11 protein-coding genes are annotated in these 14,517 nt (G+C 55.0%); 9 read left to right on the top strand and 2 right to left on the bottom strand.

The annotated features are described in order from the left end of the window. The first annotated feature begins 32 nt into the window (after nt 1-32). The 8 genes from PVA39_RS03825 to PVA39_RS03790 all read left to right on the top strand — a co-directional run bounded on the left by PVA39_RS03825 (nt 33) and on the right by PVA39_RS03790 (nt 11,427). A complete protein-coding gene (locus tag PVA39_RS03825) occupies nt 33-524 on the top strand; it encodes a GspH/FimT family pseudopilin (RefSeq protein ID WP_147174734.1) in 492 nt (163 codons plus the stop codon). A gap of 102 nt (nt 525-626) precedes the next feature. Next, entirely contained in the window at nt 627-1,145 is a 519-nt protein-coding gene (locus PVA39_RS03820) for a GspH/FimT family pseudopilin (protein WP_274122899.1), read from the top strand. Between the two features lie 15 nt (nt 1,146-1,160). Beyond that, entirely contained in the window at nt 1,161-1,727 is a 567-nt protein-coding gene (pilV, locus tag PVA39_RS03815) for a type IV pilus modification protein PilV (protein ID WP_274122898.1), read from the top strand. After that, nucleotides 1,724-2,572, top strand: a complete 849-nt coding sequence (locus PVA39_RS03810; protein ID WP_274122897.1) for a PilW family protein — start codon at nt 1,724-1,726, stop codon at nt 2,570-2,572. The genes pilV and PVA39_RS03810 overlap by 4 nt, the downstream gene beginning before the upstream one ends. After that, entirely contained in the window at nt 2,569-3,213 is a 645-nt protein-coding gene (locus PVA39_RS03805) for a PilX N-terminal domain-containing pilus assembly protein (protein ID WP_274122896.1), read from the top strand. The genes PVA39_RS03810 and PVA39_RS03805 overlap by 4 nt, the downstream gene beginning before the upstream one ends. A gap of 11 nt (nt 3,214-3,224) precedes the next feature. Next, nucleotides 3,225-6,974: a pilus assembly protein gene (locus tag PVA39_RS03800; protein WP_274122895.1), complete on the top strand. Its 3,750-nt coding sequence runs from the start codon at nt 3,225-3,227 to the stop codon at nt 6,972-6,974. After that, entirely contained in the window at nt 6,971-7,426 is a 456-nt protein-coding gene (locus PVA39_RS03795) for a type IV pilin protein (protein WP_274122894.1), read from the top strand. Before PVA39_RS03800 ends, PVA39_RS03795 begins: the two co-directional genes overlap by 4 nt. 230 nt (nt 7,427-7,656) lie before the next feature. Continuing rightward, complete coding sequence (locus PVA39_RS03790) at nt 7,657-11,427, top strand: pilus assembly protein (protein WP_274122893.1); 3,771 nt, start codon at nt 7,657-7,659, stop codon at nt 11,425-11,427. Between the two features lie 55 nt (nt 11,428-11,482). Here PVA39_RS03790 and PVA39_RS03785 read toward each other — a convergent pair whose 3' ends face one another. Further along, entirely contained in the window at nt 11,483-11,641 is a 159-nt protein-coding gene (locus PVA39_RS03785; RefSeq protein ID WP_013792916.1) for a YqaE/Pmp3 family membrane protein, read from the bottom strand. A 198-nt stretch (nt 11,642-11,839) separates the two neighbouring features. Between PVA39_RS03785 and PVA39_RS03780 the strand changes: the two genes are divergently transcribed. Continuing rightward, complete coding sequence (locus tag PVA39_RS03780) at nt 11,840-12,400, top strand: NADPH-dependent FMN reductase (RefSeq protein WP_093499961.1); 561 nt, start codon at nt 11,840-11,842, stop codon at nt 12,398-12,400. 278 nt (nt 12,401-12,678) lie between these two features. Here PVA39_RS03780 and PVA39_RS03775 read toward each other — a convergent pair whose 3' ends face one another. Continuing rightward, nucleotides 12,679-14,454, bottom strand: a complete 1,776-nt coding sequence (locus PVA39_RS03775) for an acyl-CoA dehydrogenase C-terminal domain-containing protein (protein ID WP_274122892.1) — start codon at nt 14,452-14,454, stop codon at nt 12,679-12,681. Nucleotides 14,455-14,517: the final 63 nt, after the last annotated feature.

The following is a 14,517-nucleotide window of genomic DNA, read 5'->3' as shown; positions in this document are numbered from 1 at the left end:
CCGCCAATCATACGCGCATAGGGATATGCATCATGAATAGAGATCAACAGAAGGCCGTAGGCCTGGTGGAGTTGCTGTTTGTGGTTGCTCTACTGGGCATTTTGCTTAGCCTGGCCATTCCCGCTTTCGCTCGCTTCCAAGAAAACAAGCGCCACGAATCGACTCGCGACCTTCTCGCCAGCCATATTCAGAAAACTCGTACGAACGCCATAACTCAAGGTCGCCCACACAAACTATGCGGTTCGAGCGATGGCGCAATCTGTGACGGCGACTGGAGCAGCTATTGGCTTATCACAACGGCAGGCGATGAGCCGACGATATTGAGCCAACAGGCAGCCCCGACTGGGAATATTTGCAGGATAGGTTTCGGCAGCGACAGTGTCAGCTTTCATCCCAATGGAACCAGCTGGGTTAGCAACGGCACGATTTTCATATGCAACAGCAATGGGCCTCACCAACTGTTGACACTCAACCGCCAAGGGAGACTGAAACTTGGCACCAGTCACACTTCTCAATGCTGCTAGACCAGTCATCCGCACTTCAAGGCCGATCATCTACAGCCTGAAGACAGCTATCAGGGAAGCCGTCAGGATTTGCATGTCTTCCTGTATCTAGACTGGACAACCATGCCAAGACTCTCGGATAGCCTGCCATCGGCGTACTCGCATACGCAACGTGGCTTCACCCTGATTGAGCTGATGATCATCATCGCTCTGGTCGGGATAATCGCCGCCATCGCCATTCCGAACTTCACCCAATTCATCAATAAGAGTCGCACGCAGTCGCTGAACAACGAGATGCTGGCACTGGTGCAGTACGCACGCACTACTGCAGTCGAGCAAAAGACCTTCATGAGGGTTTGCAAGGAAAGCGGTCGCTGGACAGTGAAAAAAACCTGCACCGATGCAGCTGAAGTACAGCGAAGACTGGATATTCCGCCTGGCAGCACGGTGAATCCAGTTGTTACTTCCGTCACTGAAATACTGTTCAGGTACAACGGAACCAGTACCGATACGACTTTGCTTACCTGCCAAGGTACTGACTACGCCAACGGTTTTACCATCGACGTCAAAGCCAGCGGCAGCGTCCGAAGTTGGCCAAGAGGCATGACTAGTTCCACTACCAGCATGACAGCCTGTCAGTAGTACCGAGGAAAGGTGATGAAAAACGTGCAAAAGGGATTCAGCCTGATCGAAGTACTCGTAGCTTTGCTGCTAACCACCGTTGGAGTGCTCGGCATGGTCGCCCTACAAGGCCGCAGCGTGCAGTACTCGCAAGACTCCGTGCAGCGCAACGTGGCAGTAGATTTAGCTAATGAGCTAGTTGAAATCATCCGTGCCAACCCCAGCGAAACCTTTAGCAATGCAGCGCCGCAGTTCCCGATGAATAACGGGCTCAAGTCCAGTTCGATCTTCTATAAAGCCAAAGCGTCGGACTTCTCCAGCCCAGCCGATTGTGTCGCCAGCACTACCGTCGTGCCCAAGACCGCCGCCGAACAACGTGACTGCTGGGCCAGCAAAGCAAAGGCGTTACTGCCGGGCGGCTCGACCGTTTTCGTCAGCGACTCATATATCTGTCGTAGTAGCAGCGCCGGCAACTGTAATGGCCAAGGCTCCATGATCGAAATCCGTCTTGCCTGGCAAGTGCGTGAAGGCGCCTGCCTGGATGCGGCTGACACCAGCAATTCTTCGACCATCTGTACCTATACCGTGCGAGTGCAACCATGAATGACATGAAGCGCCAAAGCGGTTTGTCGATGATCGAACTGCTGATCGCGCTGGCGATCAGCAGCTTTCTGATTCTGGGTATCACCCAGGTATACATCGATAATCAGCGACATTATCTGTTTCAGCAGAGCCAAAGCGGCAATCTCGACAGTGGCCGATTTGCAGCGCTGTTGCTCGATCAATATCTGGGCAAGGCCGGCTATCGCCGCACTCCCTCAAGCCTTCTGGAAATGTCTTTCCCGGAGCGCGCAGCATCAGATGGCTGCATGGCCTTTAGCGCAGGTGCGTCAGTTACCAATTTGGCTACAACTGAAGGAATAGGCTTCTGCCTGCGTTACCAGCCTCAGGTAAGCGGCGACCTCGACTGCCAAGGCGTGGCAAGCAGCACCACATTCACACAAGCCTTTCCTTCGAACCTGACCTCAAGCGACCTGATCATTCTTGCCTTCAAATATGAGCCAGGGGCTTCGAACGCACTTCAGAACGGCAGGCTTCTGTGCAAAAGCCTGAACGCCACTACCCCTCAATTCACAGAGCAACTCACAGGCATCGCCGATATGCGCGTGGACTTTGGTGTTGGTAGCAGCGATGTGCTCTCCAAAGAGGTGACGTCTTACGTACCACAGAAAGACTGGACGACCAGCTCGGGAGCTATCCGCAGCGTGCGTTACTCCCTGCTGATGGCAAGTGCAACCGGGCAGCGGGATAGCGACGACTCCAAAGTACTTACCGATTGGCTCGCGGTGGCGCCTGACGCGACCAAAACGCGCCTGCAAACAGGCGACAACAAGCGTATTTACCAGGTCGTCGGAAGCACTCAGACCGTCAGGAATCTAATGCCATGACCCATCTATCTGATCGCCACTCACAAAACGGCGCTGTCCTGGTCGTCGCCCTGGTCATGTTGCTGGTACTGACACTGATGGCCGTAGGCAGCATGCGAGGCACCACGTTGGAAAGCCGCATCACGGCAAACCGCGCCCACGACACGCAACAGCAAAGTGCAGCTGATGCAGCGCTGCGTGAGGCAGAATTTCGCTACTACGGCCCGGCAAACCTAATCGATAAACTTGAAGGTAACGCAGCCAATTGCACGACAGCCAATACAATCAAGAGCAACGGCCTGAATAAACCGTGCTTGCTCGCAATCAACGATGGAAATCTGCTCAACTTCGTTGACAAACCTTGGTTGATCACATCAGCTTTTTTCAAAAGCGAGTCCACGAATAGCTTAGTGTGGATGCCTTATAGGGGTACGGATGCGGTAAACCAAACGACCGCTGGAAATAGAGAAATGGCCAACAATCAGACCACCCTTTGGAACAGCACTCGGGCGGTAACCGTCAGTAACAACGCGGTCAATGCAGAGTATGGGATGGTTGCCCAAGGCCAAGGCACCTACTACTACCTGAACAATTCCAAAGCTGACGATCAGGTCTATCTGCAGTCAACGCATGCCAATATATATATGGGCCTGAACAATTGAGATCCAGCATAATGAAAAGCAATCAGTACACCAAACTATTCTTTTACGGTGCGTTTAGTGCAACGCTACTGCACGGAGCCAATAGTTATGCTGCTGTCTCGCAAAGCCCATTAAGCCTCACAATTGGCGTTCCTCCCAACATGCTTCTGACGCTTGATGACTCAGGCAGCATGCGGTTTGGGTTTGCACCCGATGCTATTAGTGCAACATCAGCCACTCGACGCGCCAAATCCAGCGCATTCAACCCGCTCTACTACAACCCAACCGCAAAATACAAATCTCCCACGATTTTCAAAACAGATGGAACTGAGCAAGCACTAACAACAAGCTTCACCAAAGCTTGGCACAATGGATTCAACACCGATATCAACTCGATCGATCTAAGTAAAGCCGAATACCGTGCAGCTTGGGACGTACCTATTACAGCTCCGCCCAGCAACTACAGCTACAACAACTCCACAAACTATTCAGGCACCGGGGTAGTTAGCCGACTAAGTCAGAACCCTGACTCAGACTTTGAACTAACTTTCAACATGAACCGCGATGGCACCGAGATAAGAACGATCAGTGATAGCGGTATTACATTCACAGTTATTAGAACCACTGACCGTCGAAGCACAACGTGTAGCGCAACAGCCAGCCACACATCATTTGCATCGCCAATTACAGCAAGCTGCAGCGTAAATGGTGCAGCAACCACGGTAACCGCGAGCCTGACGAAACAGCCGGTGCCCGCATATTATTATATTTATGACACATCACTCGCCACCAACTGCAACTTATCAGTAGATGCCTGCTACAAACTGCGTTTTGTCGGTCCTAACGAACAGCAAAATTTTGCTAATTGGTATTCTTTCTATCGAAACCGCGCATTGGCGACCATTTCAGCTGCTGCGCTAGCGTTTTATGATGTTTCCCCGGCGGTCCGTCTAAGCTGGCAAGGACTGAACCGCTGTACAACATTCAACGGATCAGATGCTGATTGCGGCAATAACGCTTTCAAAGCCTACAGCCCGACTCACAAAGGCCAGCTTTACAACTGGCTTCGCACGATGACATTCGACAATGGCACTCCATTACCTGTAGCTATGCGAAGGGCTGGCGACTTTTACCAAACCGCTACCGCTTGGCAAGCGTTTCCCAATGCCGCGGGTAATACTACTCAGAACACCTATGCCTGCCGAGCCAGCTACCACATCATGATGACGGATGGCGTCTGGAATACCGCGGCATCGGCGCCTAGCGATTTCAAGGATGATGCGAGGACCTTCGAGCTCCCTGATGGTACAGCTTTTTCGCGAAGAGCCCCCTACTACGACAGCACCTCAAATACCTTAGCTGACTTGGCGATGCATTACTGGGCAACTGATCTTAATCCTAACCTGACTAATAAGCTGGCTGCCTATACCCCCTTCAAGAGTGGAAATAGCACGACTGATTATTGGGACCCGCGAAACGACCCCGCCACATGGCAGCATATGACCAATTTCACGATGGGCCTTGGTCTTACTCAGTCGCTTAATCAAAGCAATATTCCATGGGCAGGAAGTACGTTTGCCGGTACCGGATATAGCGCCCTGGCCGCAGGTACGGCGAATTGGCCCGCCGCCGGCCCCAATGCCACTAATGAAAACGTCTACGATCTTTGGCATGCGGCAATTAATTCCCGGGGTGAGTTCTTTAGCGTGGACAGCCCCGAAGATATGGTCCAAGCCTTTGCCGATATACTTTCACGCATCGCCGATCGCAAGTCCACAGCTGCACGCCCAGCGATTAACTCAGGGCAGGTTAGTGTCGATGAAAATAATAACGGCACAGTTAAAACAGTGTCGTATCAGACATCCTATGCCAGTGATGACAACTGGTCTGGTGATGTAAAGCGCTTCGAAAAAGGCTGGAACGCTCAAACCAGCACAATCGAGACCATGGAAGTTTGGAGCGCCAAAGCCAATGTCCCCGGCATCCGCAACATTAAAATTGCGGGAGCAGGAAACTTGGGGCTCGTGGACTTTAACGCTGAAAATGCAGCACTTACTAGCTACTCAGGTACTACGCTGCTCAACTATTTGAATAGAAATCCAGAAAGCGCTAACGTCGCCGACACTAAAGCTCCGGAACGTATCAATTACCTACGAGGTGATCGGACTGGTGAAGGCTCCACTTTCAGACGTCGAAGCGGGGTGCTGGGCGACTTCTACTCCTCCACACCTGCTGTGGTATTAAATACGCCACGTTATCTGGAGCAGTTTACCAATCGACTAGAAGGCAACCAAAAATATACTGAGTTCAAGAACGCCATTGCCAATCGTCCCTCCCGCGTATATGTGGGCGGCAATGACGGCATGCTGCATGGTTTTGATGCACAAACGGGGATCGAGAGATTCGCATTCATTCCTTCTGCAGTTTTCCCTAAACTCAACAAACTGACTGGCTCCAACTACAGCCACGAATTTTATGTCGATGGCTCCCCCACTGTTGCCGACGTTTACACTGGTACCGAATGGCGCACAATTCTGGTTGGCACGTTAAAGGCTGGTGGAAAATCTATTTTTGCACTTGACGTCACGACGCCGGGAGAAGAGAAGCTACTGTGGCAATTTGATGAGAACAGCATTACGGATGCTGAGAGAGTAAAGATGGGCTACAGTTTCTCGCAGCCTACGATTGCACGACTGCATACAGGAAAATGGGCAGTCGTATTCGGCAATGGTTATGAAAGCGCTAATAATACCAATGGCAAAGCTGCCTTATTCATTGTTGACGCGATGCAAGGGACCTTACTCAAAAGCCTGGAGGTACAGGGTGCCAACGGCGTTGCAAATGGGCTCTCAACACCGAAACTTGGCGATTTCAACGGAGACGGCACAGCTGACTACGCCTACGCGGGGGATTTGCAAGGCAATATGTGGCGCTTTGATCTCCTGCGTACAACACGTGATGCCGATGCTCCGTTCAAAGTCACGAACGATGTGCCTGTCAGTCAGTTCAGGGTAGGCTTCGGTGGTAACCCGCTATTTAAAGCTACCGCAGACAATGAGGGTATAAAACGTCAGCCCATCACCTCAGCCCCAAGCCTCATCACGCATCCAACAGGTCGCGGATACTTGGTGGTATTTGGTACCGGACGTTTCTTTGATACCGCCGATAAGGAAGGCGATAAAAGCATGTCCCAGAGCGCTTATGGAATTTGGGACAAACAAACGCTGGGAGAGATTGCTAATAATCCCAGTATTTCGCGATCAACACTACAAGCTCAGAGTATTACGAATAGCACCACAGTTTCAGCTGATGGACGGACGGCACAAGGCCGCGTCATCAGCAACAATGCTATTCGCTGGCAAGATACGACTAACTCGTCAGGCTCCACGCTGCCAGCTCAAAATGGTTGGTACCTGAACCTCGTACAAAATGATGGCGAGATGGTAGTGGAAAACATGTCCCAGTTGGGGCGAACAATATTCTTCCAATCCTTGGTTCCAAATACCGACCCTTGCGGCGACGGTGCAAGTAACTGGACTTACGCACTTAACCCCTTTACAGGCGGCCGAACGAATCAGAAAGCGTTTGACTATGCGCCAACATCTGACGTCGGCACGAAAATCATCTCTGCCGTTCGTCAGGACGGTGAGGGCGGCGGAACTCTTTCTCAGAATCCAGATAGCAGCTACCAGTACTGCACCGGCCAATCCTGCATCAGTATTTATCCAGACCCAACTAGCATTGGCCGCCAGGCATGGCGTCGCACGGAGGAAAAGGAATGAATAAGTTCACAAGCAACGCAAGGCTCTCCGCTCGCACCACCAGACAAACCGGCTTCACTTTGATCGAGATGATGGTCGTCGTCGCTATCATCGGCATATTGGCCGCCATCGCCTACCCGAGTTACACGGAATATGTAAAACGCGGTAATCGCACAGAGGGTCAGGCGTTACTAAGTGATGCGGCCGCTCGCCAGGAGCGCTATTTCAATCAGAACAATGCCTATGTGACGGCAGCGGCCGACATAGGAAAGCTGGGAATGAATCTTTCGAGCAACAAGTCAGCTACTGGAAAATATGTCTTTTCAGTAGGTAAGGCTGATGGTGACGGCGGCTATACCCTGACAGCCACCCAGCAGTTCAGCGATACAAAATGCGGTAATCTCACGCTTACCGCGAATGGTGTTAAAGGGGCTACTGCTTCAGGCGCTAGTGCGAGCGATTGCTGGCGTTAATTCAATAATCTGCAACTAAAAACCGCGCCTGGCGCGGTTTTTTTTGCCTACGATTTAGCAGGCGGGCCCTCTCGAAAAGCCAATGTGGCACTACTTGTGTTTAACAACATGAGCGAAACCTTGATGCGTGCCAGCCAGCCGAACGACGAGAGGTAGCCGAATTGGGCAGAACTATCTGCTCTAGGCACGACCGTATACATAAGGAGCATGAGCGAGGGAGAGCCGGCGAGATGAAGCGATTCACAACCATCTTCAATGTCAAAACGCTGCGCTACGCCGTGTTGAGCGTTGCATTATCGAGCACCACAAGCAGCTTGGCAGCCGTTTCGCAGAGCCCGCTGAGCCTTACAGTGGGCGTGCCTCCCAATATGCTGCTGACACTCGATGATTCAGGAAGCATGCGCTGGGGGTTTGCGCCAGATGGACTAAGCAGCGAGTCCGCAACTCGACGGGCTAAATCCAGCGCTTACAATCCGATCTACTACAATCCCAATGCCAATTACGCCGCTCCGGTGGTCTTCGATACAGCGGGCAATGAGCAGCAGCTGGCGACCACTTTCACTCAGGCTTGGCACAACGGGTTCAAAACCTCAGTAGGCTCGGCAAACTTGAGCGGTGCTGGCTATCGAGTGGCCTGGGACGTCCCCATAACCACCATTCCAGGAAGTACCAGCTACAACTACGGAGACGTCAGCAACTATGCCCAACCGACTGGCACGGTTTCACGGCTGGCTGATAACCCCAGCGCCGACTTCTCCGCCACGGTAAGCCTCAGTACACTCATTGCAACCCAAGCAAGCTCGCCCGGCGGCATCCAATTCACCATTACTCCGGTCCTCATAGGAGTGCTCGGCTGTACAGCGGTCGCCAGCTACCCAGGCATTTTTTCAGGCCTCACCGCGGACTGCAACAGAACGGCCAGCGGTTACACCGCTTCGCTGGTCAGGCGACCAGTACCGGCTTACTACTACATCTACGATCCAAGCAGAGTCGGCAATTGCACAACGGGCAACGACAATTGCTATACCTTGCGTTTCGTCGGTAGCAACGAACAGGCTAATTTTGCGAATTGGTATTCCTTCTACCGCAATCGCGCACTATCGACCATTTCCGCTGCAGCGCTGGCCTTCTATAACCTCTCACCCTCCGTCAGGTTGAGTTGGCAGGGATTGGGACGCTGCACCACTTTCGATGGTAGTGATACTACCTATTGCCGCAACAACGCGTTCAAGGCCTATACGCCCGCTCACAAAGGTCAGCTCTACGCATGGCTACAGAATATTGCGTTCGACCAGAGCACCTATCTGCCTGCAGCGATGAAGCGTGCTGGTGAGTTTTATAGAACGACGGTTCCATGGCAGGCATTTCCCAACGCGACCGGAACCAATACCACCCAGAACACCTACGCGTGCCGCGCCAGTTACCACATCATGATGACCGATGGGCAGTGGAACGAGGCGGCAAGCGCGCCAAGCAATTTCCGTCATGACGCGGCGTCCTTCACGCTCCCGGATGGCAGGGCGTTCACGCAGCGCGCTCCTTATTACGACAGTACGCCCAATACGCTAGCGGATCTGGCCATGCACTATTGGGCTACTGACCTGAACCCTAACCTAAGCAACAGCTTGCCCGCTTACCTGCCATTCAAAAGTGGCGATACGACAGCAGACTACTGGAACCCGCGCAACGACCCAGCGACCTGGCAGCACATGAGCAATTTCACCATGGGGCTCGGGCTGACCCAGTCTCTAACCCAGAGCAACATCCCATGGGGCGGCAGCACCTTTGCCGGAAGTGGCTACGCGGCGCTTGAGGCCGGCGCCGCATGGCCTGCGGCGGCAGCCAATGCCACCGATGCGAATGTCTACGACCTGTGGCACGCCGCAATCAATTCCCGGGGAGAATTTTTCAGCGTCGACAGCCCAGAGGCCATGGTGCAAGCCTTCGCGGATATCCTCTCGCGCATCGCGGATCGAAAATCCAGTGCCGCCCGCCCTGCGATCAACTCTGGCCAGATAAGCTCCGACGAGAGTACGACTCAAACGGTTTCCTATCAGACCTCGTATGCCAGTGACGATAATTGGTCCGGGGACGTAAAGCGCTTCGAAAAACGCTGGAATGCTCAAACCAGTACCATTGACACCGTGGAGGTTTGGAGCGCCAAGACCAAGGTCCCGGCTTGGTCGCAACGGCGAATAAAGATCGCCGCCCCAACGACTGCCAGTAACAACGGACTTCAGGATCTCACCTCTGCCAACGCGCTTCTCAGCCAATACGCTGGAACCACGCTGCTTGCCTATCTGACCAGAAACCCGGAAACCGGCCTTGTGGATAATCTGGCCGCTTCACGCGTGGACTATCTGCGTGGCAGTCGGACGGGTGAAGGCACCACGTTCCGTCGCCGTAGCGGGCTACTCGGCGACTTCTACTCATCCAGCCCCGCCGTTGTGTCGGGGGCGCGATACCTCGAACAGTTTTCCAATCGTCTGGAAGGCAATACGGCTTACACAAACTTCAAAACTGCCATCGCCAATCGCACTCCGCGCATCTATGTTGGTGGCAACGCCGGCATGCTGCACGGCTTCAATGCGCTTACGGGGGTCGAAGAATTCGCCTTCATTCCATCCGCTGTGTTTCCCAAACTGCATAAGCTGACAGGCGCCAATTATTCACACGAGTTCTATGTCGACGGTTCGCCTGTTGTTGGCGATGTCTATGACAGTGCTACACGGCAATGGCGAACCATTCTGGTCGGAACGCTCAAAGCGGGCGGCAAATCCATATTCGCGCTCGATGTCACCACACCTGGCAGCGAAAAGCTGTTGTGGCAGTTTGATGAGAACAGCATCGCTACGGCCAACGCCGCAAAAATGGGGTATAGCTATTCACAGCCCACCATCGCTCGCTTGCACAACGGCAAATGGGCAGTGGTTTTCGGCAATGGCTATGAAAGCGCGGGCAATACCAATGGCAAAGCAGCCCTTTTCATTCTCGATGCGATGCAAGGTACGCTGCTTAGGAGCCTTGAGGTTCAAGGCACGGCTGGCGTTGCCAATGGGTTATCGACGCCCAAGCTGGCTGACTACAACGCTGACGGTGTAGCCGATTACGCTTACGCGGGCGACCTGCAAGGGAATATGTGGCGCTTCGATCTGCTACGCAGCGGTCGTAGTAACACCAACCCCTTCACCACGGCCGACGACGGCGATTCCGCTGTCAGCGAATTCAAGGTCGGGTTTGGCGGAAGTCCTCTGTTCAGGGCTACTGCAGACAACGCGGGAACTCTACGCCAAGCCATTACATCGGCTCCCAACCTTGTAGCTCACCCAACTGGAACGGGCTACCTGGTGGTGTTCGGAACGGGTCGTTTTTTCGACAGCGATGACAAGGACGGTGACAAGAGTATGCCGCAGTCTGTCTATGGCATCTGGGACAAGCAGACCTTGGGCGAAATAGCTAACAACCCGTCAATCAACCGCAGCAGCTTGCAACAGCAGACTGTAACGGATTCGGTAACGGCGACTGCCGGCGATGGCACGACTCGCCAGGCTCGCGTCATAAGCAATAACACCGTTCGATGGCAGGCAACTACAGGGATCTCCGCACAACCGGCACAAAACGGTTGGTACTTGAACCTGTCTCAAACCGATGGAGAAATGGTGGTTGAAAACATGTCGCAGCTCGGCCGCACCATTCTTTTCCAGTCATTGACGCCCAATAGCGATCCCTGCGGAGACGGCGCCAGCAGTTGGAGCTACGCCATCAACCCCTTTACAGGAGGTCGAACCTCGCAGCGAGCGTTCGCTTATAGTGCATCGAACTCCTCTCTTGGCACTTCTATCATTTCAGCGGTACGCCAGGACGGTGAAGGTGGCGGCACGCTCTCCCAGAATCCTGATGGTGGCTACCAGTATTGTACTGGTCAGGGATGCGTCACCGTCTACCCAGACCCCTCCAGCATCGGCCGGCAAAGCTGGCGGCGGGTAGATCGACAGGATTGAAACTGAGCACTCAATAAAAAACGCCCCTCGGGGCGTTTTCTATTGCTCGCTTGGCTCAGCGCTTGGCGATGATGTAAACCGCATGAATGATGCCCGGGAAATAGCCGAGCAACGTCAGCAGGATGTTCAGCCAGAAGGCGCCAGCGAAGCCGACCTGCAGGAACACTCCCAGCGGCGGGAGGATAATGGCGATCAGAATGCGGATCAGATCCATGATGGTAGTCCTATGGTGAGGCCCAAGCGGGCGATACCCCATAATCGACTGACGCTGGCAAGCGGCGGTTCAGGGAAAATCGCCTTGCCAAGCCTCGCATGCAAGTGGACACAGTCAGGAAAGTTTATCGTCGCGCTACGGAGTCTATAGTGAGCAGGCCTGTCTATAACTGCTCCATCCCCGTTCAGGAGAGCTTCCATGAGCAAAACGTACAACGTGGCCGTACTGGTTGGCAGCCTGCGCAAGGCGTCGATCAACCGCAAGCTGGCATTGGCACTCGCCGATCTGGCGCCACAGCAGCTGAAACTGAATATCGTCGAGATCGGTGAGCTGCCGCTTTACAACGAAGACATCGACGTCGATCCGGCTCCAGCCGCCTACACCACCTTCCGTAACGCGCTCAAAGCCGCTGACGCCGTGCTGTTCGTGACCCCCGAATATAACCGCACGATCCCAGCGCCGATGAAGAATGCCGTAGACGTCGCCTCGCGGCCTTACGGGCAGAGCGCCCTGAGCGGCAAACCGGCCGGCGTCGTCAGCGCCTCGCCAGGTGCCATCGGTGGCTTCGGCGCCAACCATCACCTGCGTCAGGCTCTGGTGTTCCTTGACATGCCGGTGCTGCAACAGCCCGAGGCCTACCTGGGCGGTGCCGGTAACTTCTTCGATGAAAGCGGCAAGCTGAGCGACAGCATCAAGCCCTTCCTGCAGAAGTACATCGACACCTTTGCAGCCTGGGTAGAGAAGACGGCGAAGCCATAAGGCTGAGCCCGAGAGCCCGCCCAGCGGGCTCTAGCCGCGGTGCAACCAAACTGTTTTTGCCGCACAAAAAGAAAACCCCGCCGAGGCGGGGTTTTTCAGACTTGAACCTGACATCCTTGATCAATCCGCCATCCTGGCAGCGTCCCACGTATCCTTGTCTGTTCAGTGCGCTTCCTGCGCTAAGTCCGTGAAGTGAAGATTACGCCTGTGCCGCAGGTGGCCATAGTGGCTAAAGGCAGAACCGCGTGTAAGCAATAGCCTACACGCGGTTCACAGACTCAGAACTGCTCGGCGGCCAGCAGATACAGGCTGTCGCTGCCTGCGCCCACCGAGGCGTTCAGCGAGTGGATGCGCGGCAGCAGGCGGGCGAAGTAGAAACGTGCGGTGCCCAGCTTGCTGGAGTAGAAATCATCCTGCCCTTCCTTGCCCTGCGCCGCCTTCGCCATCATCGCCCACATGTAGGCGTAGGCGGTGTAGCCGAACAGGTGCAGGTACTCCACGGAAGCAGCCCCGATCTCATTCGGATTGCCTTGCGCACGTGCGAGCAGTGCTGCCGTCTGGGTTTCCAGAATCTCGACGGCCTCCAGCAGCGGCGCCCTGAATTCCTCGGCCAATGCAGCATCGCTGGCAAAGGCTCGCACTTCGTCGGTGAAATGCCGGCAGAAGGCTCCACCATTGCCGACGATCTTACGGCCGACCAGATCCAGTGCCTGAATGCCGTTGGTGCCTTCGTAGATCTGCGTGATGCGACAGTCGCGCACCAGCTGTTCCTGGCCCCACTCGCGCACGTAGCCGTGACCACCGAACACCTGCTGACCGTGGATGGTGGTCTCCAATCCCAGGTCGGTAAGGAAGGCCTTGGCCACCGGCGTCAGCAGTGCTACCAACTCTTCGGCGCGCTGGCGGATGGTTTCGTCCTCGCTGTACTTGGCGGTATCGAGTTGCAGAGCTACGTAGCTGGAGAAGGCACGGCCGCCTTCGTTGAAGGCCTTCATGGTCAGCAACATGCGGCGCACGTCCGGGTGCACAATGATCGGGTCGGCCGCCTTGTCCTTGGCAACCGCACCGGTCGGCGCACGGCTCTGAATGCGCTCGCGGGCATACTCGATGGCGCTCTGGTAGGAACGCTCACCGGTCGACAGCCCCTGGATGCCGACGCCCAGGCGCTCGTAGTTCATCATGGTGAACATCGCCGCCAGGCCGCGGTTCGGCGCATCGATGATGTAGCCGGTGGCGCCGTCGAAATTCATCACGCAGGTGCTCGACGCCTTAATGCCCATCTTGTGCTCGATCGAGCCACAGGACACCGCGTTGCGCTCGCCCAGCGAACCGTCGGCATTGACCATGAACTTGGGCACCAGAAACAGCGAGATGCCCTTGGGCCCGGCCGGTGCATCCGGCAGCTTGGCCAGCACCAGGTGGATGATGTTCTCGGTCAGGTCGTGCTCACCGCCGGTGATGAAGATCTTGGTGCCGCTGACCTTGTAGCTGCCGTCAGCTTGCGGCTCAGCCTTGGTGCGGATGATGCCCAGGTCGGTACCGGCGTGTGGCTCGGTCAGGCACATCGAGCCGGCCCAGACACCCGCGTACATATTGGGCAAATAGGTTTGCTTGAGCTCTTCGCTGGCGTGGGCGTTGATCGACAGGCAGGCGCCAGCGGTAAGCATCGGGTAGAGACCGAACGACAGGCTGGACGAGTTGACCATCTCTTCGACCTGGGCGGAGATAACCTTGGGCATGCCCATGCCGCCGAACTGCGGATCACCGCCCACGCCAACCCAGCCGCCCTCGGCGTAGGCCTGGTAGGCCTCGAGGAAGCCAGCCGGCGTGCGCACCTCGTGATTGCTCCAGGTGCAGCCCTCTTCATCGCTGGCGCGATTCAGGGGAGCGATCATGCCGGCGGTGATCTTGCCCGCCTCCTCGAGGATCGCATTGGCGGTTTCCTCGTCGACGATCTCGGCCAGGGCAGGCAGCTGCGCCCAGAGTTTGGAAACCTGGAAAACTTCGTTGAGCACGAAGCGCATGTCACGCAGGGGAGCTTTGTAGTCGGCCATGGGAAATCCTCGGTAGCACGGTCAGAAACCGAGTCTAGCGCAACAACTTTTCAGAGACATAGG

This window comes from Pseudomonas sp. CNPSo 3701 (genome assembly GCF_028674975.1).
GTDB classification, from domain to species: Bacteria; Pseudomonadota; Gammaproteobacteria; order Pseudomonadales; family Pseudomonadaceae; genus Aquipseudomonas; species Aquipseudomonas straminea.
The sequence above is the reverse complement of the archived record's forward strand: the minus strand, read 5'-3'. Positions and strand labels throughout refer to the sequence as shown.

Excerpts from the sequence above, each read along its gene's own strand:
- PVA39_RS03825 (WP_147174734.1), top strand. The coding sequence starts at position 33 with ATGAATAGAGATCAACAGAAGGCCGTAGGCCTGGTGGAGTTGCTGTTT.
- PVA39_RS03820 (WP_274122899.1), top strand. The coding sequence starts at position 627 with ATGCCAAGACTCTCGGATAGCCTGCCATCGGCGTACTCGCATACGCAA.
- pilV (WP_274122898.1), top strand. The coding sequence starts at position 1,161 with ATGAAAAACGTGCAAAAGGGATTCAGCCTGATCGAAGTACTCGTAGCT.
- PVA39_RS03810 (WP_274122897.1), top strand. The coding sequence starts at position 1,724 with ATGAATGACATGAAGCGCCAAAGCGGTTTGTCGATGATCGAACTGCTG.
- PVA39_RS03805 (WP_274122896.1), top strand. The coding sequence starts at position 2,569 with ATGACCCATCTATCTGATCGCCACTCACAAAACGGCGCTGTCCTGGTC.
- PVA39_RS03800 (WP_274122895.1), top strand. The coding sequence starts at position 3,225 with ATGAAAAGCAATCAGTACACCAAACTATTCTTTTACGGTGCGTTTAGT.
- PVA39_RS03795 (WP_274122894.1), top strand. The coding sequence starts at position 6,971 with ATGAATAAGTTCACAAGCAACGCAAGGCTCTCCGCTCGCACCACCAGA.
- PVA39_RS03790 (WP_274122893.1), top strand. The coding sequence starts at position 7,657 with ATGAAGCGATTCACAACCATCTTCAATGTCAAAACGCTGCGCTACGCC.
- PVA39_RS03785 (WP_013792916.1), bottom strand. The coding sequence starts at position 11,641 with ATGGATCTGATCCGCATTCTGATCGCCATTATCCTCCCGCCGCTGGGA.
- PVA39_RS03780 (WP_093499961.1), top strand. The coding sequence starts at position 11,840 with ATGAGCAAAACGTACAACGTGGCCGTACTGGTTGGCAGCCTGCGCAAG.
- PVA39_RS03775 (WP_274122892.1), bottom strand. The coding sequence starts at position 14,454 with ATGGCCGACTACAAAGCTCCCCTGCGTGACATGCGCTTCGTGCTCAAC.